At 71.5% G+C, this 22,410-nt stretch carries 23 protein-coding genes; 10 read left to right on the top strand and 13 right to left on the bottom strand.

The genetic code is table 11. From position 1 onward, the window contains the following. Positions 1-69 precede the first annotated feature (69 nt). Complete coding sequence (locus HNR23_RS07330) at positions 70-1,167, bottom strand: hypothetical protein (RefSeq protein ID WP_184074673.1); 1,098 nt, start codon at positions 1,165-1,167, stop codon at positions 70-72. Positions 1,168-1,704: 537 nt separating this feature from the next. Between HNR23_RS07330 and HNR23_RS07325 the strand changes: the two genes are divergently transcribed. From HNR23_RS07325 to HNR23_RS27155, 3 genes are all read left to right on the top strand, one after another. Beyond that, positions 1,705-3,870, top strand: a complete 2,166-nt coding sequence (locus tag HNR23_RS07325; protein WP_184074672.1) for a prolyl oligopeptidase family serine peptidase — start codon at positions 1,705-1,707, stop codon at positions 3,868-3,870. Between the two features lie 272 nt (positions 3,871-4,142). Next, a complete protein-coding gene (locus HNR23_RS07320; protein ID WP_184074671.1) occupies positions 4,143-5,321 on the top strand; it encodes a JmjC domain-containing protein in 1,179 nt (392 codons plus the stop codon). Positions 5,322-5,552: 231 nt separating this feature from the next. Continuing rightward, positions 5,553-6,980, top strand: a complete 1,428-nt coding sequence (locus tag HNR23_RS27155) for a pentapeptide repeat-containing protein (RefSeq protein WP_184074670.1) — start codon at positions 5,553-5,555, stop codon at positions 6,978-6,980. A gap of 7 nt (positions 6,981-6,987) precedes the next feature. On the opposite strand, the gene HNR23_RS07310 is transcribed toward HNR23_RS27155, so the two are convergent. Beyond that, positions 6,988-8,475 carry a peptide MFS transporter gene (locus HNR23_RS07310; RefSeq protein WP_246421626.1) on the bottom strand — a complete coding sequence of 496 codons (1,488 nt, stop codon included), beginning with the start codon at positions 8,473-8,475 and terminating at the stop codon, positions 6,988-6,990. 487 nt (positions 8,476-8,962) lie between these two features. Between HNR23_RS07310 and HNR23_RS07305 the strand changes: the two genes are divergently transcribed. Then, positions 8,963-9,835 carry a (2Fe-2S)-binding protein gene (locus HNR23_RS07305; RefSeq protein ID WP_184080030.1) on the top strand — a complete coding sequence of 291 codons (873 nt, stop codon included), beginning with the start codon at positions 8,963-8,965 and terminating at the stop codon, positions 9,833-9,835. A gap of 25 nt (positions 9,836-9,860) precedes the next feature. On the opposite strand, the gene HNR23_RS07300 is transcribed toward HNR23_RS07305, so the two are convergent. The 7 genes from HNR23_RS07300 to HNR23_RS07270 all read right to left on the bottom strand — a co-directional run bounded on the left by HNR23_RS07300 (position 9,861) and on the right by HNR23_RS07270 (position 16,788). Then, positions 9,861-10,541, bottom strand: coding sequence for a DUF4352 domain-containing protein (locus HNR23_RS07300; RefSeq protein WP_184074668.1), 681 nt, complete (start codon positions 10,539-10,541; stop codon positions 9,861-9,863). A 190-nt stretch (positions 10,542-10,731) separates the two neighbouring features. Beyond that, positions 10,732-10,968, bottom strand: a complete 237-nt coding sequence (locus HNR23_RS07295) for a hypothetical protein (RefSeq protein WP_184074667.1) — start codon at positions 10,966-10,968, stop codon at positions 10,732-10,734. Positions 10,969-11,420: 452 nt separating this feature from the next. Continuing rightward, positions 11,421-11,876, bottom strand: coding sequence for a GNAT family N-acetyltransferase (locus HNR23_RS07290; protein ID WP_184074666.1), 456 nt, complete (start codon positions 11,874-11,876; stop codon positions 11,421-11,423). A 369-nt stretch (positions 11,877-12,245) separates the two neighbouring features. Next, the gene (gene panD / locus HNR23_RS07285) at positions 12,246-12,677 is read right to left on the bottom strand and encodes an aspartate 1-decarboxylase (protein WP_184074665.1); all 432 of its coding nucleotides are present in this window, start codon (positions 12,675-12,677) and stop codon (positions 12,246-12,248) included. A gap of 67 nt (positions 12,678-12,744) precedes the next feature. Further along, positions 12,745-13,287 carry an AMP-binding protein gene (locus HNR23_RS27150; protein WP_184074664.1) on the bottom strand — a complete coding sequence of 181 codons (543 nt, stop codon included), beginning with the start codon at positions 13,285-13,287 and terminating at the stop codon, positions 12,745-12,747. After that, positions 13,284-15,329: a condensation domain-containing protein gene (locus HNR23_RS07275; protein WP_184074663.1), complete on the bottom strand. Its 2,046-nt coding sequence runs from the start codon at positions 15,327-15,329 to the stop codon at positions 13,284-13,286. Before HNR23_RS07275 ends, HNR23_RS27150 begins: the two co-directional genes overlap by 4 nt. Before the next feature lie 247 nt (positions 15,330-15,576). Continuing rightward, positions 15,577-16,788, bottom strand: a complete 1,212-nt coding sequence (locus HNR23_RS07270; protein ID WP_343070457.1) for an AI-2E family transporter — start codon at positions 16,786-16,788, stop codon at positions 15,577-15,579. A gap of 234 nt (positions 16,789-17,022) precedes the next feature. Here HNR23_RS07270 and HNR23_RS07265 point away from each other — a divergent pair, with 234 nt between their 5' ends. From HNR23_RS07265 to HNR23_RS07250, 4 genes are all read left to right on the top strand, one after another. Continuing rightward, the gene (locus tag HNR23_RS07265; protein ID WP_184074662.1) at positions 17,023-17,517 is read left to right on the top strand and encodes a hypothetical protein; all 495 of its coding nucleotides are present in this window, start codon (positions 17,023-17,025) and stop codon (positions 17,515-17,517) included. A gap of 143 nt (positions 17,518-17,660) precedes the next feature. Further along, positions 17,661-17,897 carry a 50S ribosomal protein L28 gene (gene rpmB / locus HNR23_RS07260; protein WP_184074661.1) on the top strand — a complete coding sequence of 79 codons (237 nt, stop codon included), beginning with the start codon at positions 17,661-17,663 and terminating at the stop codon, positions 17,895-17,897. 3 nt (positions 17,898-17,900) lie between these two features. Continuing rightward, positions 17,901-18,206 carry a 30S ribosomal protein S14 gene (rpsN, locus tag HNR23_RS07255; protein ID WP_184074660.1) on the top strand — a complete coding sequence of 102 codons (306 nt, stop codon included), beginning with the start codon at positions 17,901-17,903 and terminating at the stop codon, positions 18,204-18,206. Positions 18,207-18,401: 195 nt separating this feature from the next. Then, positions 18,402-18,938, top strand: a complete 537-nt coding sequence (locus HNR23_RS07250) for a DUF3592 domain-containing protein (RefSeq protein ID WP_184074659.1) — start codon at positions 18,402-18,404, stop codon at positions 18,936-18,938. Positions 18,939-18,989: 51 nt separating this feature from the next. Here HNR23_RS07250 and HNR23_RS07245 read toward each other — a convergent pair whose 3' ends face one another. The 3 genes from HNR23_RS07245 to HNR23_RS07235 all read right to left on the bottom strand — a co-directional run bounded on the left by HNR23_RS07245 (position 18,990) and on the right by HNR23_RS07235 (position 20,492). Next, positions 18,990-19,181: a DUF397 domain-containing protein gene (locus HNR23_RS07245; RefSeq protein WP_343070456.1), complete on the bottom strand. Its 192-nt coding sequence runs from the start codon at positions 19,179-19,181 to the stop codon at positions 18,990-18,992. 106 nt (positions 19,182-19,287) lie between these two features. Then, the gene (locus HNR23_RS07240) at positions 19,288-19,473 is read right to left on the bottom strand and encodes a DUF397 domain-containing protein (RefSeq protein ID WP_184074658.1); all 186 of its coding nucleotides are present in this window, start codon (positions 19,471-19,473) and stop codon (positions 19,288-19,290) included. Then, on the bottom strand, positions 19,473-20,492 hold the full coding sequence (locus HNR23_RS07235; protein ID WP_184074657.1) for a helix-turn-helix domain-containing protein: 1,020 nt from the start codon (positions 20,490-20,492) through the stop codon (positions 19,473-19,475). Before HNR23_RS07235 ends, HNR23_RS07240 begins: the two co-directional genes overlap by 1 nt. 122 nt (positions 20,493-20,614) lie before the next feature. Between HNR23_RS07235 and HNR23_RS07230 the strand changes: the two genes are divergently transcribed. After that, positions 20,615-21,085, top strand: coding sequence for an ATP-binding protein (locus tag HNR23_RS07230; RefSeq protein WP_246421999.1), 471 nt, complete (start codon positions 20,615-20,617; stop codon positions 21,083-21,085). Between the two features lie 194 nt (positions 21,086-21,279). Beyond that, positions 21,280-22,029 (top strand): hypothetical protein, encoded by a 750-nt coding sequence (locus HNR23_RS07225; protein ID WP_184074655.1) that lies wholly within the window; start codon positions 21,280-21,282, stop codon positions 22,027-22,029. A gap of 120 nt (positions 22,030-22,149) precedes the next feature. Here the strand turns inward: HNR23_RS07225 and HNR23_RS07220 are convergent, their stop codons facing one another. Then, a complete protein-coding gene (locus HNR23_RS07220; protein WP_184074654.1) occupies positions 22,150-22,392 on the bottom strand; it encodes a hypothetical protein in 243 nt (80 codons plus the stop codon). Between the last annotated feature and the right edge of the window lie 18 nt (positions 22,393-22,410).

Raw genomic sequence — 22,410 nt, 5'->3', positions numbered from 1 at the left:
CCGTGACCGCACGCCTCGGCCGGGTGTCCGGCCGCCCCGTCGCGGCGCCGACCCCGGTGGCCGGTTCGGCTAGAACCCGTGGCCGAGGATGACGCCGTAGTCGTGGAACTCGTCGGGGTCGCCCTTCTCGAAGGCGGTGCCGGCCGCCACGACCCGGTGGGTGCCCGGGACGTGGGCCATTCCGAAGACGGCCAGGTCGTACTCGCCGCCGTCCACGGTGTGGCGGGTGACGGCGCCGTCGGCCGCCCGGTGGAGGTAGGTGGGGTTCCAGTGGCTCTCGCGGATCCACACGCCGCCGGCCCCGTCGTCGACGACCACGTCGTAGCCGGTGTCGCTCTCCTCGACGGTCGTGTCCCACTCCGTTCCGTCCCAGTGGGCGAGGATCGGCTTCCGGTGGGCCACGTCGTCGGGGTCCTTGTAGTGGATGTGGCCGACCGCCCAGATGTCGTCGTCGGCGCGGGCGAGGACGTCGGTGAGGGCCGCACCGGACTCCCCCGGGGGCACGTCCACCTCGGGCGCGGCCATGGGCACCCATTCCTCACCGTTCCACCGGTCGACGGCGGGGCGGTCGTCGGCCTCTCCGACCGCGATGATGTCACCGGAGTCCAGGGCGGACAGCGCCCCGCCCACCCGGGGTGCGGAGTAGTCGCGCCAGATCTCGCCGTCGAAGCGCGCGGCACGTGGCGGGTCGCCGGGAATTCCACCCAGCAGCCAGACGTCGTCGGGGGCCACCGCCGCGATGTCGTTGGGCCACAGCGCCGGGTCCAGGTCGAAGGTGCGCCATTCCTCGCCGTCGTAGCGCAGCGTTCCCGCCTGCCGGTCCGCGCCCCGCCCGGCGGCCCAGACGTTGTCGGGGGCGGAGGCGTCGGCGACCTCGGGGACCAGGCTCCACTGCTCGGGCAGGTCCTCCCGGGTCCACTGCCGCCCGTCCCAGCCGTACACCCAGGTCGCGCCGTCCGACTGGGCCTGGTCGTCGCCGAACGCCCAGATGTGGTCGGCGTCGGCGGCCGCGACCGCGCCGAAGGACCCGCCGAGGCTCTGGCCGCCGTGCAGAATCCGCCACTCCGTTTCGGCGTTGGCCGCCGTGCCCGAGCCCGCCGCGGCGACGCCCAGCGCCACCGCCGATGCGAGGGCCGCGCGCGCCGCCCTGCGTGCCGTTGTGGTCATGTCCGCGCTCCCCGTTTTCGAGTTCCCGCCGGTGCACGTGTCGCCTGTTCGGCTGCCGCGCCCGCCGTGGTGATTTCGCATGATTTCGCGTGATTTCACGCACCCGTTCACCGGTGAGACGCCCAAGGCCCAATAAAGGTTGCGAAAGGTGCATAGCCGAAAATCCACCAGAATCGACCGGCGCCGCCCGCCCGGCCCCGCCCGGCCCCGTCCGTCCGATCACCGCCGAGCGCATCCGGGAACACCGGGACGTCCGCGGTGGACGGGGCCCGGCGTCCACAAGCATGGCTCCGAAGAGTGAGGACATTCCATCCTGGAAGTCGCACCGGACACCGAGGAAAGCGCCGCACAGACCGCGCGTTCTCGCAGTTCAAAGGAGATATTTCCGATTTGTAATATAACTTCTCCGACAGCTTCCTGTTACCTCCCGCCAGTCAGCTGCTACTTGACCGCCGTTACCGAGCGCTTGAAGGATGTGGGCGTGCGTAACCGACACCGCGGCTGTTCCCGTGCCCCCGCCCGCTCCCCGGGCCTTCCATGGTGAGCACGGCGTCACCCCGTCAGGGCCTCGCCAGGGCGCCGGGGCGGGGCGACCTCGTGTCGGTCGTGGACACCCTGCACGGACGGCCCGTCGCCGACCCCTACCGGTGGCTGGAGGACCCCGACTCCCCCGCCACCCGCGGGTGGCTCGCCGACCGGTCCCGGGAGTTCGCACGCGCCACCGCCACGTGGCCGATGCGCGATCGCCTGGCCCGGCAGATCCGCCGCCTGGTCGCCACCGAACTGTGGTCCCCGCCCGTCCACCGGGGCGGCCTCGCCTTCACCACCCGCCGCGACGCCGACGCCGACCACCCCCGCCTCGTCACGATCCGCGACGGGCGGGAGCGCGTGGTCTTCGACCCGGCCGTCCACGACCCCAGCGGCCGGACCACTCTGGACGCCTGGGAGCCCAGCCCCGACGGCCGCCTGGTGGCCGTCCAGACCTCCACCGGCGGCACCGAGCGCGGCGCGCTGCGCGTCCTGTCCGCCGACAGCGGGCTGCCCGTCGAGGAACCGATCCGCGGCGTGCGCTACTCCCAGGTGGCCTGGCTGCCCGCCCCCCACCACGCCGCCTTCTACTACGTGCGCCGCGACTCCCGCGGCGGCCGCCCCGGCGTGTGGCTGCACCGCGTCCTGGCCGTGCCGCGCGTCCCCGACATCCTCGTCCACTCCACCGCCGGCCCGTGCGCCGTCCCCGGCGTGCGGCTGGTGAGGGGCAGGTGGCTGCTGCTCACCGAGAACCACGGCACCGGGCACCGCACCGACCTGTGGATCGCCGACCTCTCCGGCGGCCGCGCACGGGCACCGCGGCTGCGGCCGGTCCACGTGGGTGAGGACATCGACTCCGAGGCCGACGTCGGCCCCGACGGCCGCCTCTATCTGCGCACCACGCTCCAGGCCCCGCGCCGCCGTATCTGCGCCGCCGACCCCCGCGACCCCGCCCCCGAGCGGTGGCGCGAGATCGTCCCCGAGGACCCCGGTGCGACCCTGGACGCGTTCACCGTGACCGGCACACCGGACGCCCTCGAACTCCTGGTCACCCGCAACCTCCTGGGCATCAGCGAGCTCACCGCCCACGACGCGCACGACGGCCGCCGCCTGCGCCGCGTCGAGCTGCCCGGGGAGGGGATGGTGACCCGGCTGGAGGCCGACGCCGCCCCCGACACCGCCTACTTCTGCTACGCCGACGTCGCCACCCAGCAGAAGGTGCTGGTGCTCGACCACGGGGCGCGCCGCCCCCGGCCCTGGACCGTCCCCGCGCCGGACGACACCGCGCAGCGCCCGGCCTCGACCACCCGTTCCGGGCCTTCCCCGCGCACGCCCGTCCCGATCGGCCGCAGCCGCGGCAGCCGCCCCCGCCGCCGCACCATCCGGTGCCGCTCGGCCGACGGCACGAGCGTCCCCGTCACCCTCTTCTCCGCCCGCCCCTTCGACGAGCCCGGCCCCACGATCCTGCACGCCTACGGCGGCTTCGGCCGCGCCCGCCGGTTCGGGTTCAGCGCGACCGTGCTGTCCTGGCTGCTGGCCGGGGGCCGCTACGCCGTCGCCCACGTGCGCGGCGGCGGCGACGCCGGGCAGGACTGGCACATGCGCGGCGCGCGGCGCAACAAGATCCGCTCCGTCCAGGACCTCGTCGCCGCGGCCGACACGCTCGTCGACTGCGGGTACTGCTCGCGCGGGCAGCTGTGCCTGTCGGGCGGCTCGGCCGGCGGGCTGCTCGTCCTCGCCGCCGCCACCATGCGCCCCGACCTGTGCGCGGCCGTCATCGCCTCGGCACCGCTGGCCGACATGGCCCGCTTCGAGCAGCTGGGGCTCGGACGGCTGTGGACCCGGGAGTTCGGCACCACGGCCGACCCCGTCGACTTCGCCGCACTGATGTCCTACTCCCCCTACCACCGGGCGCTGCGCAGCCACGGCTGCCGCTACCCGGCCGTGCTGCTCACCGGCTTCCACGGCGACACCCGGACCGACGCCGCACACCCGCGCAAGATGTGCGCGGCGCTGAGCGCCGCCACCTCCCCCGACCGCCCTGTGCTGCTCCGCTACGAGCGCGACGTCGGGCACGGACCGCGCGCGGTGACCAGCGCCATCGAACTCGCGGCCGACGCGCACGCGTTCGCGGCCGCGCGAACGGGGTTGTCCCCGCGGATCCGATCCGTGTGAGGGCGGCCTACTCCCCAGAGGAAGAGAGGTGAACGCACATGGACCCGATCGAGGTCGAGGTCGAGGACCTGACCCAGGTCACCTCGCGGGACATCACCGCGGGCGGCGACAGTGACGGCACGGACTCCAGCTCCGACTTCATCTGATCCCCACCCCGTGTCCGCGCGGACACACGATCCGATGCAGTGACCCACCCATCGGCGGCCGGCCGCCGGGGAAGCCCCCGCTCCCCGGCGGTCCCCGTACCCGTGGAGAACGCAGAGAGGCCGACCGTGACCGACCGCCTGTTCACCGAGACGCTGCGCGCCGCCCTCGGCGACGACCTGCTCTCCGCCCGGCTCTCGTCGGACGTCATCCGCACCGACCTGGGGGCCGACACCGTGCGCTCCCTGCTCACCTTCGCCGACCTCGACGAGATCCTGCGCACCCGGGAACTCGAACCACCCCGGCTGCGGCTGCACAAGCGGGGGCGGCCGGTCCCCGCCGACCGCTACACCGAGCCCGGCGAGGCGTCCGGCAGCGCCCGCTCGGTCATCCGGCCCGAGGACCTCTACCGGCAGCTGCGCGAGGGCGCCAGTCTGGTGCTGGACGGGGTCGACCGGCTGCACCCGCCCGTCCGGGCCGCCGCCGACGACCTCATGCGCCTCGTGCACGAGCGCGCCCAGGCCAACCTGTACTTGATCTGGGGCGACTCCCACGGGTTCGACACCCACTGGGACGACCACGACACCTTCGTCGTGCAGCTCGCCGGGACCAAGTCCTGGCAGGTCCACGGCCAGGGCAGCCGCCGCAACCCGATGAAGGTCGACGCCGACCACTCCCACACCCCGCCCGACGGCGTGGTGTGGGAGGGGGTGCTGCGCCCCGGGCAGGTGCTGCACGTGCCGCGCGGATGGTGGCACACGGTCCGCGGCACCGGCGACGTCAGCATGCACCTGACGTTCGGGTTCACCCGCGCCACCGGCGTCGACTGGGCCCGCGCGCTGCTGGACCGGCTGCACGAATCGGAGTTCGCGCGCCGCGACCTACCGCGGTTCGCCACGCCCGACGAACGGCGCAAACACCACCACGAGCTGGTCCGGGGCCTGGCCGAGCTAGCCGAGGACCTCGACGTCGACGCCTTCCTGCGGGAGCGCGACGCCCGCTTCCCGCGCCGCCGCTCCTTCTCCCTGGCCTGGGCGGTGGACGGCGCCGTGCCCGCCCCCGACACCCGCGTGGAGTTCGTCCCCCTGCTCGCCCCGCACCTGGAGCGCGACGGGTCGAGCGTGACCGCCACGGTCGCCGGCCGCCGCTACCGCCTGCCCGCCGTGGCCGAACCCGTCCTTGCCCGCCTCGCCGAGGACCGCGAGCTGTCGGCCGCCGACCTGGCCGAACGCTCCGGCACCCCGATGCCCATCACCGCCGAGATCCTGCGCGCCCTGGTCCGCCACCACCTCGTGCTGCTGCGGTGAGGGAGCGCATCCCGCCGCCCCCGGATTAAGGCGACCGGATTCGCCGGTTCCGGATCATTGCGGACTGTGGGCATGTGGCCACTCCTGGCCTGGTCGGCAGGGGTTTTCCCGGTCCGATCAGCTCGGATGCGTTGTGTCCATTGACGACCAATGCCCCGGCGGTCCGCGGCCACCCGGACGATGGCGACCGTTTCCCCGACGCCGCACGCTCGGTGATGCTGGAATTACAGCATGGGCAGGACTCTGGGTCGGGGCGAGGCGGAGCCGACGTGGACCATGCGGTACGGGGTCTGGCTGGCGGCCCCGGTCGGTGCGGCGGTGATCATGTTCATGCTGGCGATGCTGCTGGGACCGTTCACGCACTGGGTGGCCGGACCGGTCGTGCACCGGCTTCCCGACAAGGACCAGGCGCTTGCCCTCAACCACGTGCGGATGACCGTGCTGCAGTCGGTGGGCGGCACCGCGGCGCTGTCGGCACTGGCGTTCGCGGCGGTCAACTACCGGCTCAACCGACGGGGGCAGATCACCGAGCGCTACACGGCGGCGATCGGCAACCTCGCCTCCGACAAGCTCGCCGAGCGCATCGGGGGGATGTACGCACTGGAGCACATCATGCGGGAGTCGGAGCGGGACCACTCGACGGTCGTCGAGGTCCTGTCGGCCTTCATCCGGGAGAACGCCCCGGCCGACGAGGTGTGGGCGTCCGCACGGGACCGGGGGCGGTGGATGCACCCGCCCACCGGCACACTCGACCCGCCCGACGACCCGCACACGCGCAAGCGCCCGGCGACCGACATCCAGACGGCGCTGACGGTGATCGCCCGGCGCCCCCGGCGCCCCGAGCAGAACCGGGTCGACCTGGGCACGACCAACCTGCGCGGCGCGGACCTGCGCGGCGCCCACCTCGAACAGGTCGACCTGCGCGGCGCCCACCTGGAGCACGCCGACCTGCGCGGCGCCCACCTGGAGGACGCCAACCTCAGACGCGCCCACCTGCAGCACGCCAACCTCAGACGCGCCCACCTGCAGCACGCCGACCTGTGGGGCGCCGACCTGCGCCACGCCTACCTGGGCGGCGCCCACCTGCGCCGGGCGGACCTGTGGGGGGCGCACCTCGAAGACGCCAACCTCGTGGGCGCCCACCTCGAACACGCGCGGCTGCTCGGGGCGCACCTGGAGCGCGCCTACCTGGTGGGGACCCACCTGGAACACGCCAACCTCAGACGCGCCCACCTGCAGCGCGCCAACCTGGTCGACACCCACCTCGAACACGCCTACCTGGTGGACGCCCACCTGGAGGACGCCAACCAGCTGGGCGCGCACCTGCAGCACGCCAACCTGCGCGGCGCGCACCTGGAGCGGGCGAACCTCGGCGGCGCCCACCTGGAGGACGCCTACCTGGTGGGCGCGCACCTGGAGCAGGCCAACCTCGTCGACGCCCACCTGCAGCGCGCCGACCTGGTCGGCGCCCAGCTGCAGCGCGCGGACCTGGTGGGGGCCAACCTCGACCACGCGAACCTGGTGGGCGCCGACCTGAAGGACGCCGACCTGTGGGGGGTCGACCTGTCGACGGTGCGCGGCCTGACCGAGACGCAGCTGCGCTCGGCGATCACCGCGGACGTCGAGGAGGAGCGCCCCGGGGAGGGCTCCCAGCCCTAGCCGGGGCTCAGGCCCGCTGCTCCGCTGCCGCGTCGGCCGCCGTATCGGTGTCGCGGTGCTCACCCATGAGCGCGCGCAGCTTGCCGACGAACAGGCTCAGCGCGATGCCGCAGACGATGGCCAGCAGGCCCAGCACCAGGTAGTAGGTGCCGCCCATGGCCGGCTGCAGCCGGCTGACCTGGGCACCGACGGCGTCGCCGGCGGCGATGGACAGGAAGAACAGTCCCATCATCTGCCCGGCGTAGGCCTTGGGGGCGAGCTTGGAGGTCATCGACAGGCCGACCGGGCTGAGGCACAGCTCGGCGATGGTCAGCAGCAGGTAGACGCCGACCAGCCAGAGCAGGCTCACCTTGACGGTGCCTCCGTCGGTGGCGGCCGTGGCCGCGGCCATCAGGACGAAGGACAGGCCGGCCACGACCAGCGCGACGCTGAACTTCGCCGCGGTGCTGACCCGGTTGCCGAGCTTCGTCCACACCAGCGCGAACACACCGGAGAAGAGGATGACCATGAGCGGGTTGGCGGCCTGCGTCCACCCGGCGGGGACTTCGAAGCCGAGGAGGTGCAGGTCGACGTCGTTCTTGGCGAACAGCGTCAGCGGTCCGGCCGCCTGGTCGAAGATCATCCAGAATACGGCGGAGGCGATGAAGAGCCACAGGAACGCCTTGAGCTTGGTGCGCTCCTCACCGACGATCCGGTCGCGCTTGACCACCAACATGTTGACGAAGTAGAGGATCGGGACGACGATCGCCAGCGCCGTGAGTACGTAGGTGACCCGGTCGATGCTGAAGGTCCCGGTGGCGACGGACAGCGCGATGGCCGCGCACACCACCGCGGCCCCGATCGCGACCCAGCGGATCATCCTGGTGCGCTCCGGGGCGGTCAGCGGCTGCCCGGGTTCCTTGCCCGCCTCGCCGAGGCTGCGCTGCCCCAGCACGTACTGGGTGAGGCCCAGTGCCATGCCGACGGCGGCGACGCTGAAGCCGATGTGCCAGGAGACCTTCTCGCCGATGTAGCCGATGACCAGTGTCCCGATCAGCGAGCCGATGTTGATGCCCATGTAGTAGAGCGAGTAGCCGGCGTCGCGGCGGGCGTCGGTGTCGTCGGTGTAGAGCTTGCCGACCAGCGAGGTGACGTTGGGCTTGAGGAAGCCGGTGCCCAGGCAGACCAGGATCAGCCCGGCCCACACGAACACGTCGCCGACCTGCACGGCCAGGGAGACGTGGCCGAGCATGATGATGACGCCGCCGACGAGGACGGTGCGCCGCTCGCCGAGGACCCGGTCGGCGATCCACCCGCCGGGCAGGGTGGTGAAGTAGCTCAGCGCCATGTAGAGGCCGACGATGGCGGTGGCGGTGCCGGTCCCCAGTCCCATGCCGCCTTCCGCGACCGTGGCCGCCAGAAAGAGGACGAGAATGGCGCGCATCCCGTAGAAGGACGCCCGCTCGTTGAGTTCGGTACCGGCGAGGGTGATCAACCCTCTGGGGTGCTTGCGCAACGGATTACGCCTTCCCTTCCCCATTGGTCGCGGGTGGCTGGCCCCGACCACGGGACGGATCGGCATGACGGCGGCATTCGGCGGCGCCGGTCGGGCCCGGTGGTGCGGAGTGGCGGTGAACGCAGCCCCGGGCGCCGACCGTGCGGTGCGACCGCACGGGGCTCACCGACACCAGGAGTGAACTACGAACCCGAATGAGAAATATACAACCGCTTGTCCGAATTACCGAATGCGATTCGACACCGACGCCGCGGTCGGCACTCCCGGCCCGCCTGACCACGGCGGACACGCATCGCCGGAAGGAGCGGATTCATTGCCGCCCCCGGCATCGTTAGGGTAGCCTCAGCTAAGGGATGGCGGGGGTCGAACCTGACCGCAGTGGCCGGTCGGCCCACCGTTCCGCGTCCCGAAGGACGCTTCGGAGTCCGCCCCCAGGGGCGCGTTCCGCAGGGCACCCGCGCAGAAAGGTCGAGCCTTCAGCATGACCATGACGCCAGTCCCGCCGCTCCAGGCGGTGATCGACGCCTGTGCGCCGCTGAAGTTCGCGCCGCTGCCCTACATCCGGGCCGACCTGCCCGACCAGGCGGCCTCCCCGCGCCCCCGCTCCGGCACCGAACACTGGTACCGCGCCGACCGGATGGCCGCCGACGGCCATGTCGGCCCCCTGTTCGACCGGCTCACCACCCGAAACGGCCCCGCGCACCGGCTGCCCGCCGCCACCCGCTTCCTGCGCGTGCTGCTGCGCGAACCCGTGTTCCTGGTCTCCGCCGGCCTCTACCTCACCGGCCGCGCCCCCCTGCTGGCCCCCGAGCACCTGTGGTTCCCCTGGCTGCCGAGCGGCGGCTTCGGCACCCCCGCCGTCACCGGCACACGCGTGGCCGTCACCGCCGGCGACCCCGCCGCCGGGCACCCCGACGCCGTCGTCGCCGCGGACGAGGCCGAGCTGGACCGAATGGCCGCCGAGCACATGGTGCAGACGTTCACCCCGGTCATCGATGCCGTGCACGACCACACCCGCGTAGGGCGGCGCACCCTGTGGGGCTGGGCCCTGGACACCACCCACTTCTACATGCTCAACCCGGCCCGGTTCCTGGGCCGCGACGCCCGGCACGCCTGGGAGCGCGCCGGGCGCCTGGGCGAGGCGCTGATCGCGGCGGGCGCCGCCGCCCGCGCGCGGCCCCGGCTCTTCCCGTTCTACGAGAACCACCCGCGCGGCACCTGGGCCGTGCGCGGCACCTGCTGCTTCGATTACAAGGGCGACCCGGAGAGCGGCTACTGCACCACCTGCCCGCTCAAGTGCGACACCGACCGCCGGGTGGAGTTGCGCCGGTGGATCCGCAACCCGGCGATGGCGCCCTGAGCACCGCGGCGGCGCGCCGGGGCGGCTACCGGGACAGGTCGACCACCACCGGCGGGTCCGGCGAGAGCAGGTCCTTCATCTCCAGTTCCTCCGGCCGGACATCCTCGGGGATGTCGTAGACGAGCCGCCCGTCGATCGTGTCACCCGGCGGGATCTTCCGGAAGAACGTCTCCTCGTTGCCGAGGTAGACCTCGGCCTGGCCGTCGTTGGCGTAGCGCCGGCCGTCGTCCCCGATGAGCACCTGGCCCGAGCCCTCGAACGCCGTCGGCGTGTTACCGAGGTTCTTCACGGTGACGTTGACGATGATGTATTGCCCCTCGGCGTCCTTGCGCAGCGGATCCGCGCCCACGCTCAGCACCCCCGTCTGCACACCGGTCACCGTCATCCGCAGGTGGCCGGAGTAGACGGAGTCGCCGATGGCGCCCTCGGTCGGCCCGGTCGGCGGCGGGCCCTCGGGGGTGTACTGGATACCGGGCTCGATGGCGTCGTCACCGAGGCTGATCAGCACGATCACGCACCCCGCCACGAGAAGGGCGAGCAGCACGGCCACGACGCAGCCGAAACCGATGATCTTTCCCCACGGCGTCAGCCGGGGCGGCTGCGCCGGCCCCCCGGGGGCGCCGTCGGGGTACGGGGCGGAGCCCTCGGGCGGCTGCCCGGGGCTGTCCCCGCCCGGGGGCTCCACGGGCGGCGGATGGTGGGTCATGCGGAACTCTCCTCATAGACCCGACGGCTCCCGTGGCGCGGCGGTTCACAGCGGGACCCGGCGAGTTTCCATCTCGCACCATAACCACCGGAGGTCACCGTCGCACCGGAAGCCGCACGGTGTTTCCGCGATCGGGACGAAGGATTCCGCCCGGGGGGGCGAGCGCGGCCGCCGGGCACCGCGTCCGCGCTCACCCGCCCCCGTAGCGCCAGCGCAGGAAACCGTGCTCGCGCTCCATGCGCCGCATCTCGGCATACAGGCCGTCGGGGTCGGGCGCCGAGACGACCACCCCTCCGGCCGGGACCGGCCATCGGGCGAACGCCCAGTAACGGCGGGTGTAATACCCCCACAGAACCAGCCACATGCCCCGTTTCTGCCACTCGATATGCGCGGCGACCTCTCGCTGGTCCTCGTCCTCACCGTTCATCGCAATAGGTGCATACCCGCCGGTCCGCCCCGGGGCTCACCCACCCCACGGGCCGGATGTGGTCACGTGGCCGCCGACGGGACCGCACTGCCGCTTCACACCCGCGTGCGGACCCGGATGCAGCCCCGCCGACGACGGCCGCCCAGCGGACGCGACCGCGAGGAAGCCGGTGGCGTTCGTCGGGCGCCTCGCCGAACTCACGGCACAGGCCCTGAAAAAGGCGAAAGCGCCGGTGAAATGATCGCGTCGTTACTCTGCGCCCGGGAAAGCGGCGAAGCGCACAGAAGCGGAAAGGTGGCAGGAGACCCTGCGCTGGAGCCCCGGGCAGGAGGCGATGCACGCAGCGCCACCGGGCCACCGGGAAATGCCCCGGGCGGTCGAATGGAAAAATTTGAGAAACACTGGAAAACATATCCCCGACCGCACGAGAGGGAGGGGATTTCCAGGCACCCCTACAAGACTTTCTCCATGAACACGCTGTTCGGATCATCCCGGTAGCCCGAAAACGGCTTGCAGTAGGAAAACCCATGCTTCAGGTAGAAGTTGCGCGCCGGAGCGAAAAAGGCGCAGGACCCGGTTTCCAGACTCAGGCGGCGATAGCCGCGGCCTCTGGCCTCGGAGAGGATGTTCCGCATCACCATGGAGGCCACGCCGCGGCCCTTGTACGCAGCCGCGGTCCGCATCGATTTGATCTCGCCACGGTCGGGGGCCAGCTCCTTGAGCGCACCGCAGCCCGCTATGGCTACGCCGTCCATGACCGACCAGAAGGTGACCTCGGGCCGACGCAACCCTTCCAGGTCGAGGGCGTGCGTGCTTTCGGGCGGGGAGACGGACCTCATCTCCTCGACGTGCTCTTCGAGGAATTCGATGATCTCCTGGCCCGACAGTTCGTCGACTACTATCTTCACTCACCCTCCTGGAAAAGAGCACAGGCAGGATCCCCGGAGCGGGCACCCGAGCAGAGGGCCATCTCGCATGGGCGTGTGATCGAGTTCCACGGAAGGCGCGGCGTCGATCGCCCCGAGCCGGGATTCGCCACACCCCGGTGCCCGCCCGAGTCTCCTTGATCTGCCCTGTCAGCCGCCACGGAGCAGAAATCGACACGTCAATGTGCCGGGGACATGCCGGGACACTAGCACGATCATTCGGATGGCCGAAGAGTCACATCATGATCATTTCCCCGCACGGATGCCCGACGGCACAGGTGCGGGGAAAGGCCGGCCTGGGAGAGCCGCTGCAGCGGCTCTCCCAGGCCGGGAGGGGTGCGGGGCGTGCGATCAGGGAGCGCCCGCAGGACCGGCGGTCACGGCCCCGGAGACGAGGGGGGAGCCGGGGACCGGCTCGGAAGCGTCGGTGCCGAGGCGGACGATGCGGTTGTCGGCGTCGACGTGGACGACGTTGGGGGTGTGCCGGGCGCGCTCGGCCTCGTCGACCTCGACGTAGGACATGATGATGACCAGGTCGCCCGGGTCGACCAGGTGCGCCGCCGCGCCGTTGATGCCGATCACGCCGCTGCCGCGCTCACCGGCGATGGTGTAGGTGACCAGGCGGTTGCCGTTGTCGATGTCGACGACGTGCACCTGCTCGCCCTCGACGATGTCGGCGGCGTCCAGGAGGTCGGCGTCGATGGTGATGGAGCCGACGTAGTGCAGGTCGGCCTGGGTCACCGTGGCGCGGTGGATCTTGCCGTTGAACAGTGTGCGACGCACGTGCTTCATCCTCAGCTGTGTGATGCGAAGTGACTACAGGCCCTAAAGGGTCCCGTGAACTCCTCCATCATGGCCCCTGCCGTGGGGCGGAGGCGCAGGCGGGGTCGTTCTCCCGCCCGCCGAAAGGTCGAACGCCGGGGCGGGCCCCGTTGTTCCGCTCCCCCGGCCCGGCCGTGAGCAGGGAGGCGATCCCCTCGGCGGCGTCGGCCCCGGCGGTGCACACCGCGCACACGGGTGCGGCGTCGGCCAAGGCTCGGGCCGCGCGGTCCGGGTGGTCGGGGTCGAGGGCGATGTGGGTGGCGCCCGTGCGCATGACGGCGACCAGCGCGAGGACGAGTCCGGGCGAGCGCGGCAGGGCGACGGCGACCTCGGTCCCCGGCCCGGCGCCGAGCGCGGTGAGGTCGCGGACCAGCCGGTCGACGGTCGCGTCGATCTCGGCGATGGTGAGCCCCGCGTCGTCGGCGGCGAAGGGAAGGACGGGAATCCCGCCGCCGTGGTGCGGCTCCCCGGCGCGCTCCGCTGTCCGGGACCTGTGCGGGGGACCGGGACGTGCGGCGCGCGGCGCACACGACGGCGACCGTGTCTCGTACCGGTAGGTGGCTCTGCTCATGTCAGCCTCCAGATCGGGTGGGGTGGGCCGCTGTGGGCGGCGACGGCGTCGCGCGGGACCCTGCCGAACCGGGCGTGCCGGGGTGGAACGCGGCCCGTCGCCGCTCCGGAGCGGTCCGGAAGAACGAGGATGACGGCGGAGCGCCCGCGCTCCCGGTCCTCCTCGCCGGGGGCGGTCTCCAGGTCGCCGATCGGTCGGCGCGGGTGTGCGATGGCCCGGGCCAGCAGCCGCAGCAGGCGCGCGACGATCGACTCGGCGGTGGCGTGGTCGATGCGGTCGGCCGCGTAGCGCAGTGTGAGCGCCGTCCGTTCCTCCTCCGGCGCCTCGACGGCGTCGAACTCCCACTCGCATCGGGGCGCGGCGTATCCGTCGGCGCCGATGGCGGTGTCCAGGCCGAACAGGCGCCGGGGGCGCTCGGCCCGGGTGGTGTGGGAGGCCATGGTCCCGAACAGGGGCGGCCGCCCCGGCACCGGGCCGGGGGCGCGGGCCGCGGCGTCCGCGACCTGGTCGAGTGGGAGGTCGGCGTGCTCGCGGGCCGCACGGCCGGTGGCGCTGACCCGCCGCACGACGTCGGAGAAGCAGGGGGAACCGGACAGGTCGGCGCGCAGGACCAGGGGGGTCAGGAACGTCCCCACGGCGTCGTGCAGGCCCTCCTCCTCTGCCCGGTCGCTCACCAGGGTGCCGAGGGGGACGTCGGTGCCCGCCCCGGAGCGGTGCAGGAGAACGGCGACCGCCGAGCGGAACACCGTCGCCGTCGTCGTCCCGTGTTCGCGGGCGAAGGCCGCCATGCTCTGCGCCAGGGCCGCCGGGATCTCGGCGCGGACGGTGCCCGACCCCTCGGAGTCGGCCGCCGGGAAGGCGGCCGCGGGCGACGGGGCGCCGCCGGTCGTGGCGGGACCGGCGGCCGGGGTGACCGCCTGCGGCAGGTCGGCCAGTGCCTGCGCCCAGTAGGCGCGCTGCCGGGCGCACCGGCTGCGCGGGTCGTCGGCCGCGCCGAGCCGCGCGTGCCGGCGGGCGGCGACGTCGGCGTAGCGCACCGGCAGCGGCGGCCAGGCCGGGGCCGTGCCCGAGCGCCGGGCGCCGTAGGCGGCCTGCAGGTCCCACAGGAGCGGCCCCTGGGAGGCGGGGTCGACGGCGATGCGGTGGAAGAGCAGCAGGAGGACGTGGGAGTCGGGGGCTGCGGTGAACAGCACCATCCGGAACGGGGGTTCGCGGCGGAGGTCGAAGGGGCGGCGGACGGCCTCGGCCAGGAGGTCCTGGACATCGCCACCGGCGGCGTCCACGACGTCGAGGGGGTCGCCGACCGCATCGGCGTCCAGGATCTCCTGGGCGGGCTCTCCGCCGTGCTCGGGATAGCGGGTGCGCAGGGGCTCGTGCAGGCCGACGACGTCGCGTGCGGCGGCCCGCAGCGCGTCGGCGTCGAGGGCGCCGCGGAGCCGCACGGTCCACCACGCGTTGTCGGCTTCCGGGCGGACGTGTGTCCGCCCCGCCGCCCACACGGCGCGCTGCGCGGTCGACAGCGGGACGGGGCCGCGCCCGACGCCGGGCGGCACCGGGTGCGGGTCGGTTCGCCGGCGGCGTCGGCACTCGGCGTCGGTGCGGACGTCGATGTCGCTGATCGGCAGGTCGGGCGCGACGATCATGGGCACCAGCACCTGCTTGAGCCGATCGGCGGGGCCGGGCGTCTCCCCCGTGCCGATCAGGCGCAGCAGGCGGCGCAGGGAGAACGGGGTCCGGGCTTCGGCGCCGAGGCGCCCGTCGCGGTCGGCGGCGCGTGCGCGCGCCAGGACGTCGCGCGTCGTGGGGTCGCCGGACAGGTCGAGGCCGCACTGAGCCGGGTGTCCGCCGGGGAGGGCCGTGTCGGCGCCGAGCCGGCGGAGCAGGATCGCGACGGCGGCGCGCAGGAACACCGACGCGGTGGTGCCGTAGGCCCGCGCCGCACGGCGGACGGCTCGGTGGGTGGCGGCGTCGAGCCCGAACGCGACGATCGACGCCTCGTCATCATCGTCGGGTGGGCATTCGCCGGTCACGGTGACGGTCATCGGGCGCGGGGCCTCCAGGTCGCGATGCGATCGCGTGGACCGGTGCCACCACCGGTCGGGGCATCGACGGACGGAGGCTGCTGCGTGGAGGTCACCGGGATCCTTTCGGACGACAAAGGCCAAGCGAACCTTACTAAGGTTACGCTTACCTAACCAGCCGCCCGCCAGTCTTCGCCCCGCGGCAGCCGCTGTCAACCCGGAGACAGCGCGACGAACGCCTCACACGGCCCGTCCCCCACGACCCGGTTCATCGCTCCTCCAGCCGCGGGAAGACCACCTCCTTCAGCACCAGCGTCACGGCGGCCGCCACCGGAATGGCGATCAGCGCGCCGATCAGGCCCATGACCGCCCCGCCCAGCAGTGCCGCGGTGATCGTCGCCGTCGGCGCCACGTCGACCGCGTGCCGCATGATGCGCGGCGAGATCACATAGGACTCGATCTGCTGGTACACGATGAAGAACACCAGCGTCACCGCGCCGAGGAAGAGGTCGCCGACCCCCACCGCCACGGTGCACACCAGCGCGCCCAGCGTCGTGCCGATGAGCGGGATGAGCGCAGTGACGGCGACGACCAGCGCGAGCGTCAGCGCGTAGTCGGACCCGATGAGGAACAGGAAGACCAGCGCGACGACCCCGCTGATCAACGCCGTCAGCAGCTGGCCGCCGATGTAGGAGCCGATGCGGACGATGATCTCGTCACCGATCGCCCGCACACCCGCGCGGCGCGAGCGCGGCACCAGGCGGTAGCCGACCTCGGCGATACCGGGCAGCGAGGCCATGAAGAACAGCGTCAGGACGAGCACGGTGAACGTCGCGATCAGCGAGTTGAGCACCGCCTGCCCGAAGCCGAACACCCCGCCGAACACCTGCTGGCCCACGTTGGGGTCGGTGACCACCGACTCGAAGCGCTTCAGCAGCCCGAAGCGCTGGTCGAGGTCGGCGATCAGCCGGTTGTCCTGCAGCTGGGCCGCGTAGTGCGGCACCTGGGTGACGAAGTCGGTGACCTGCTCGGTCAGCGGGGGCACGATCGCCCAGATGAAGCCCACGACGAACGCGATGAGGCCCACGCAGAGGGCGACGATGCCGCCCCAGCGTGGAATCCCCCGTCCGCGAAGCCACTCCACGATGGGGTTGAGGCCGACGGCGAAGAAGAGCGCGACCAGGATGTAGACGAAGATCGCCTGGGCGACGACGATCGCCTGGAAGAGCAGCCACGCGGCGAAGACGCCGAGCGCGCCGGTGAATCCGAGCATGAAGAAGTTGAGGCGGCCCGGCGCCGCGGTGCCGGGGGCTTCGTCGGACGGCCGCCCCTGCTCCGCCTCGGGCCCCGGAGGCGCCGCGACCGCCGCGCGCACCCCCTGCCCCTGCTCGCGATCGGCCGCGGGACCCCCGTCCGCCGCGCGCTCCCCTCCTCCCCCGACCGCTGCTTCGTGCCCTGCGCCGCTCTGCCCCTCGGCCACGTCCGCCTCCCCTGATCACGTCTCGTCAGCGCACCTACGTTAGAGCAGCGGCTCAGCGGGCGGAGCCGCGGTGCACGACACCCCGTTCGCACTTCCCGGAATCACGTGCTTACGCGGCGTAACCTCGTCCATGTCGGAAACCTTCGCCGACCGCCCCGTGGCCGCAACCCGCCTTCCGGAATCCGGCGCGGTGTGCGGACGGACGCACGGCCACGGAGAACGGGGATAGAGGACATGCAACCGATCAGAACCCTGGTGCGGCGGGCCGCGGCGCTCGGCGTCGCGGCCCTGGTGGGGGTCACCCTGCTCGGCTCCGCACCGGCCGGGGTCGGCCAGGACATGCGCACCACCGCCGAGCAGATGGGCGCGTCCGACGACCCGAAGCACGACCCATGGCTGTACGACCCCGCCGTCATCAAGGACGGCAAGGTGGCCTCCAGCACGAAGACCGACTCCGGGACCATCCACCTGGCGTACGGCACCTACCTGGGCATCCAGTACGCGTGGGCGTGGGTGCAGGACCCCGCCAACCCCGACCACCACCTCAGCCTGGACGTGGACCTCGACGGCGACCGGCGGTGGGACGACTCCCGCTACGTGCGCCTGGGCGACCGCCAGTACACACCCGGCTACCCGACCGCCAAGACGTCGGAGCGGGCTTTCCAGGCCTGCATCCTCGAAGACACCGCGCTGCCGTGCAAGCCCGAGCTGCGCTCCCCCTGGTGGTGATGTCGCGGAAGAAGGGTGTGCGCTGAGGGGCGGGGCCGACGGCCCCGCCCCTCAGCGCGTCGGCACCCGGCCCCAAATGAAAACGGTTTTCATTTCGTGTAGGCTGCTCTCCTCACCGAACACCTCCGACCGAGGAGACGCCCATGTCCCGCGTCTGCCAGGTGACGGGCAAACGCCCCACCTTCGGCAACAACGTCTCGCACTCCCACCGCCGCACCAAGCGGCGCTTCGACCCCAACATCCAGAGCAAGAGGTACTGGCTGCCCAGCGAGCAGCGGTTCGTGAAGCTGCGGGTGAGCACCAAGGGGATGAAGGTGATCGACCAGCGCGGCATCGAGCGCGTCATCTCCGACATCCGCGCGCGCGGGGAGCGGGTCTGAACCATGGCGAAGAAGAGCAAGATCGCCCGCAACGAACAGCGCGCCGTCGTCGTCGCCAAGTACGCCGAGCGCCGCGCCGAGCTCAAGCGGCTCATCAAGCACCCCGGCACCGATCCGGAGACCCGCGCCGCGGCGGTACTGGAGCTGAACAAGCAGCCGCGCGACGCCAGCAGGACGCGCCTGCGCAACCGCGACTCCGTCGACGGCCGCCCCCGCGGCTACATCCGCAAGGCGGGCCTCTCCCGCATCCGCTTCCGCGAAATGGCCCACCGCGGCGAACTCCCCGGCATCACCAAGTCCAGCTGGTAGTCGCCCGCCGCTCTCCGCCGATGACCATGGCGAAAGGCGTCGATTCCGACCGTTTCGTCCCGCCGTTCGCCATGGTCATCGCGGAGCCGGAGACGTCCGGCAGCACCAAGCCGGCGCCGCCTGCAACCCCGGCCGCGGCACGCGCGTCGAAACCGGTCGGATGGTCACTTGGCTCACCCCAGGGAGGCGGCACGGATGAATGCTCAGGTATGGCGGACCAAGGGCCCTTTGGCCGAGTTCTTCTTCCTTCTGATCCTCGGCGCCGTGCTGGGGTTCATCGGTGCCATGATGGTGCTATCCACCATGTTCAACGACTACACGGACTTCACCGGGCGCGCCGATGCCGTCGTGGTGAACCGGGTCGAGGAACGGAGCTCGGGCTCCGCGACCAACTCCGGACCCAGCTCGGCACGTGTCTACGTCGCCTACGCGGTGGACGGCCGTGAGCACACCGATGTGCGGCTCCACGGGGTCAACCCGGCGCACTACTACGAGGGCGACCGGCTCACCATCGCCTACCACCCCGAGCGTCCCCACCAGGCCGTGACGGTCCCCTCGACGGAGCCGGGCGCATTCGACATCCTCGCCTACATCGGAGCAGGCGTCCTCATCGCCGCCGTGGCCTGCCTGGTGGGCAGCGGGAAATGCCTGGCACGGCACCGGCGGCAGCGGGCCACACCCCCATCGCACCCGGACCCGTCCACGGACTACCCACCGCCGCCCGCGCGCTAAGGGTGCTCCCCAGGGGCGGCGGCTGCCGACTCCGCCTACGGGCAAGGCGCCCTACAGACGCTCAGTACGAACACCGGACAGGAAAGCCGCCCACTCCTGAACCGGGACTGTCAGGTGCCCGAGGTGACGGTTCCGCGTGTCGCGGATGGCAGCGTTCCCAGACGCCACGCACACGGCCTCCACACAGTTGGCCTCTGCCTTGCTATAGCTGGACTTGTGCCAGGCGGATTCGGTGATGTTCACCTGCACTCTCCTTGCACGCTATGAAGCATGGTGTGCGACTGACCAAGGAGAACGGCCCCCGACCGCGTACGGCAGGAGGCACAAGAGGGAAACGGAGGATGGGATCCTACATGCGGTCGGCACGCACACCGGACAGGAAGGCCGCCCACTCCTGGGCCGACACCGCCAGGTGCCCGAATTGACGATTCTGCGTGTCACGCACGTAGGCTTCCTCCGGACATCTGGCGACCTCCACGCAGTCCGGATTCGCTCCACCGCTGTAGCTGCTCTTTACCCAGTTCAGCATATCCATCAGGTTTCCTTTCTCAGATTCGCGATGAAATCGGCGGAAGCTCCGGGAGAGAGTGCTTCCGCCTGCAGCGAGCCGAACATCGAGACCATCCTCCCAGCCTCCACGGTGCCAGTCGTGACGTGGACACCCCGCATAAGTTCCTGATGCCCGACGAGACGCCCGTCGGGCAGGGTCATGATCCGAAACGATCCGGTCATGAGCGGGCGAAGTGGAGCGTGCCTCGGGATCACCGACACGCGTATCCGGTGGTCGTCGATCACGTTCAGGATGTGGTCGAGCTGCTCTCGCATCAGGTCAGCCGAGCCCACCTGTCGACCTACTACTCCTTCCTCCAAAACGAAGGTCAGTGCGGTACGCCGCAGCCCGTCCAAGCGGGATGTTCGGGACGTGACTTGATGTTCCACTTGGTCACTGTCGAGTTCCGGCTCCCACTGCAGCATGATGTGCCGGGCGTACTCCCTAGTCTGCAACAGGCCCGGGATCACCATGGGTTGGTATGCGCGGATCGCAGTCGCCTGACGTTCCAGCTTCGCGAAGTCGCGCCACTCCTCGGGGATCTCCCGGGAATTGGTCAACTCGCACCATAGCTGATCCAGGACACCTCCAGTTCCCAGCTTTTCGTCTACCGCTTGCGCCGTGTCCCGATTTGGGATTCTTGTACCTCTTTCCCACGCACTGACCGTCACAGGGGCCACGTTCAGAAGGCTTGCCAACTGGGCCTGAGTCTTCTTCGCCAGGCTGCGCCATCTCCGCAGCTCATCACCCCAACGCCGCCACTTCTCGTTCACCCGATCCACCATGTCTACTTTTATACACACAGCCTCTACCAGCGTCCCGAGATTCCACAGAAAACTCTCTGGCTGTGACTTCTCTGGACTCCCGTTAACGGTGAATGCAAGGTAGGTGACGTAAAGACGGCCCTGGCCGGTGTAGGCACACACCGGGCGCAGGGCCTTGATCCCCAACCTGAGCACACAAGGAAGAACAGGTGAGGACCCGATATGAACGTTATCGTCCATCAGCCAGAGCAAGCGACCGGTTCGTGTCGCTGGCGGGGCCCGGTTCGGGGGTACTCCCCCTCCGGTCCGAGGTCTCGGGTGCGTCCCTACGTCCGTGTCCGTGTCGGGGAGGCGATGTGAACATGCCTGTCTACGCCCGCAGTTTTCCCGGGGTGCCGGAGCAGGTCGCCGAGGCGCGGCACTGGGTGGACTCAGTGCTCACCACGGCGGTCCGCATCTCGCTCGTCCCCGACGACACTGTCGCCACCGCTGTCCTTCTCGTCTCCGAGTTGAGCACGAACGCCGTTCTGCACAGCGACGGCGTGAAGGACGACGGCCGGTTCACCGTGAGTCTCACGCTCACCCCCGGTGCGCTCACCGCCCGGGTCATCGACGGTGGCGCGAGCACCGGCCGCCCCTTCACCCTGGACGTCGGCCCCGATGCCGGTCCTGACCCCGGTCCCGATGCCGAGAACGGCCGGGGGTTGCGGCTCGCCCTGCACTTCGCCGATGAGCTCGGCACGCTGCCCGGAGAGTGCGGCACCTACTTCCGCCTCGTCTGGGAGGGCAGCGACGGCATCGACGGCCGCCGCGCATCGGTCGACCAGGGGTGACAGGTCACCCGCCACCGGGCTGACGCCCGCCGGACGGCCCGCGCGGGCCGGGAGGAGGGGGCGGCCCCGGCCGGGTGCTCCGGCCGGGGCCGTTTTGCCACCTACCCCCCGCGAGAGTTATCTTTTTCTTTCGGCGCGGCTTTTCGGCTGCGGCCGCCAGGGGCGGGAACAGATGGAACGGAATCAACTGGATAATGGATGCGGACACGACCCAGGTCATGACCAGGACCGGGGAATTCACCTTCGGCCAGGCCTCCACACCGCAGTGGGAGGCGGAGGTCCGCGCGCGGCTGGCAGCCTGCGTACACCGCTTCTCCGGACCCCTGTCCGACCTGATCGCGCGGGACGCCAACGAGGGTGACACCCGAATGCTGGTCGCGGATTTCCTGAGCGACGCCCTCAATTACAGCAAGTACGGCGGGCTGACGACCGAATACCGTACCTCCGGTGAATCCATCGATTACGGAATCCTGCTCGACGACCGCGTGTTCGCGTTCGTCGAAGTGAAGCAGTGCGGGCAGGAACTCGACCACCGCAGTCTTCGCCCGGCCCGCTCACAGGCCGCCGAGGACGGCGTGGAGTGGGTCCTCCTCACCAACGGCCGCCGCTGGCAGGCCCACCACTTCGGTGCCGGTGACGAGGACGGCAGCGGGCTCATCCTCGACGTCGACGTGCTGGGCGCCGAGGACGCGCAGGCCACCCTCGACCTGCTGTTCCACCTCACGCGCGAGGCGGTGCAGGCCGGGCGTCTGGACGACCTGCGCCGGTGGCGCGACGCGCTGGAGGCCGAGCGGCTGGCCGACGCCCTGCTGTCCGACACCGTCATCGAGGCGATCCGTCTGGAGGTCCGGCGCCGCACCGAGCACTCCGGCCACCTCGGCGACGCCGCCGACATCGAGCGCACGCTGCGCGAGCGCGTCATCGCCCGCGGGCTGCTCGGCTGAGGCCGCACGGTCCGCGGCCGCGTGGGCTCCGGCTCCGGCGCACCACCGGGAGCCCGGTGGTGCGCCGCCCCCCTGGGAGCCGGGAGCCGGCGGGCGGGGAGTCGTCTGCCGTGCTCCCCGTCAGGTTTCGACGTGCAGGCCGCTGCCTTCGGTGGGCTGCCGCGGTTCCGGGAACGGCTCCTCGTCGTCCTCGTCCGCGTCCGCCGTCGGCGACGGCTCCTCCTCGGCGACCTCCTCGGAGATCCCGAGTTCGTGGCCGACCTCGGCCTCCTCGATGATCAGTTCCTCCGGCGGGTCGTCGATGTACCGCTCGTAGAGGTTGATCTCCGATTCCTGCAGGTCGTTCCCCATGTCATCGGTCATGTCGCCGGGCATCATTCC

This window comes from Nocardiopsis mwathae (assembly GCF_014201195.1).
GTDB lineage: Bacteria > Actinomycetota > Actinomycetes > Streptosporangiales > Streptosporangiaceae > Nocardiopsis_C > Nocardiopsis_C mwathae.
This window is presented reverse-complemented; position numbering and strand designations above follow the sequence as displayed.

Coding starts and splice junctions, on each gene's coding strand:
- HNR23_RS07330 (WP_184074673.1), bottom strand. CDS start 1,167: ATGACCACAACGGCACGCAGGGCGGCGCGCGCGGCCCTCGCATCGGCG.
- HNR23_RS07220 (WP_184074654.1), bottom strand. CDS start 22,392: ATGACCGATGACATGGGGAACGACCTGCAGGAATCGGAGATCAACCTC.
- HNR23_RS07305 (WP_184080030.1), top strand. CDS start 8,963: ATGACGCCAGTCCCGCCGCTCCAGGCGGTGATCGACGCCTGTGCGCCG.
- HNR23_RS27155 (WP_184074670.1), top strand. CDS start 5,553: ATGGGCAGGACTCTGGGTCGGGGCGAGGCGGAGCCGACGTGGACCATG.
- HNR23_RS07225 (WP_184074655.1), top strand. CDS start 21,280: ATGGATGCGGACACGACCCAGGTCATGACCAGGACCGGGGAATTCACC.
- HNR23_RS07275 (WP_184074663.1), bottom strand. CDS start 15,329: ATGACCGTCACCGTGACCGGCGAATGCCCACCCGACGATGATGACGAG.
- HNR23_RS07250 (WP_184074659.1), top strand. CDS start 18,402: ATGAATGCTCAGGTATGGCGGACCAAGGGCCCTTTGGCCGAGTTCTTC.
- HNR23_RS07230 (WP_246421999.1), top strand. CDS start 20,615: ATGCCTGTCTACGCCCGCAGTTTTCCCGGGGTGCCGGAGCAGGTCGCC.
- HNR23_RS07325 (WP_184074672.1), top strand. CDS start 1,705: ATGGTGAGCACGGCGTCACCCCGTCAGGGCCTCGCCAGGGCGCCGGGG.
- HNR23_RS07265 (WP_184074662.1), top strand. CDS start 17,023: ATGCAACCGATCAGAACCCTGGTGCGGCGGGCCGCGGCGCTCGGCGTC.
- HNR23_RS27150 (WP_184074664.1), bottom strand. CDS start 13,287: ATGAGCAGAGCCACCTACCGGTACGAGACACGGTCGCCGTCGTGTGCG.
- HNR23_RS07300 (WP_184074668.1), bottom strand. CDS start 10,541: ATGACCCACCATCCGCCGCCCGTGGAGCCCCCGGGCGGGGACAGCCCC.
- rpsN (WP_184074660.1), top strand. CDS start 17,901: ATGGCGAAGAAGAGCAAGATCGCCCGCAACGAACAGCGCGCCGTCGTC.
- HNR23_RS07240 (WP_184074658.1), bottom strand. CDS start 19,473: ATGGATATGCTGAACTGGGTAAAGAGCAGCTACAGCGGTGGAGCGAAT.
- HNR23_RS07235 (WP_184074657.1), bottom strand. CDS start 20,492: ATGGACGATAACGTTCATATCGGGTCCTCACCTGTTCTTCCTTGTGTG.
- HNR23_RS07295 (WP_184074667.1), bottom strand. CDS start 10,968: ATGAACGGTGAGGACGAGGACCAGCGAGAGGTCGCCGCGCATATCGAG.
- rpmB (WP_184074661.1), top strand. CDS start 17,661: ATGTCCCGCGTCTGCCAGGTGACGGGCAAACGCCCCACCTTCGGCAAC.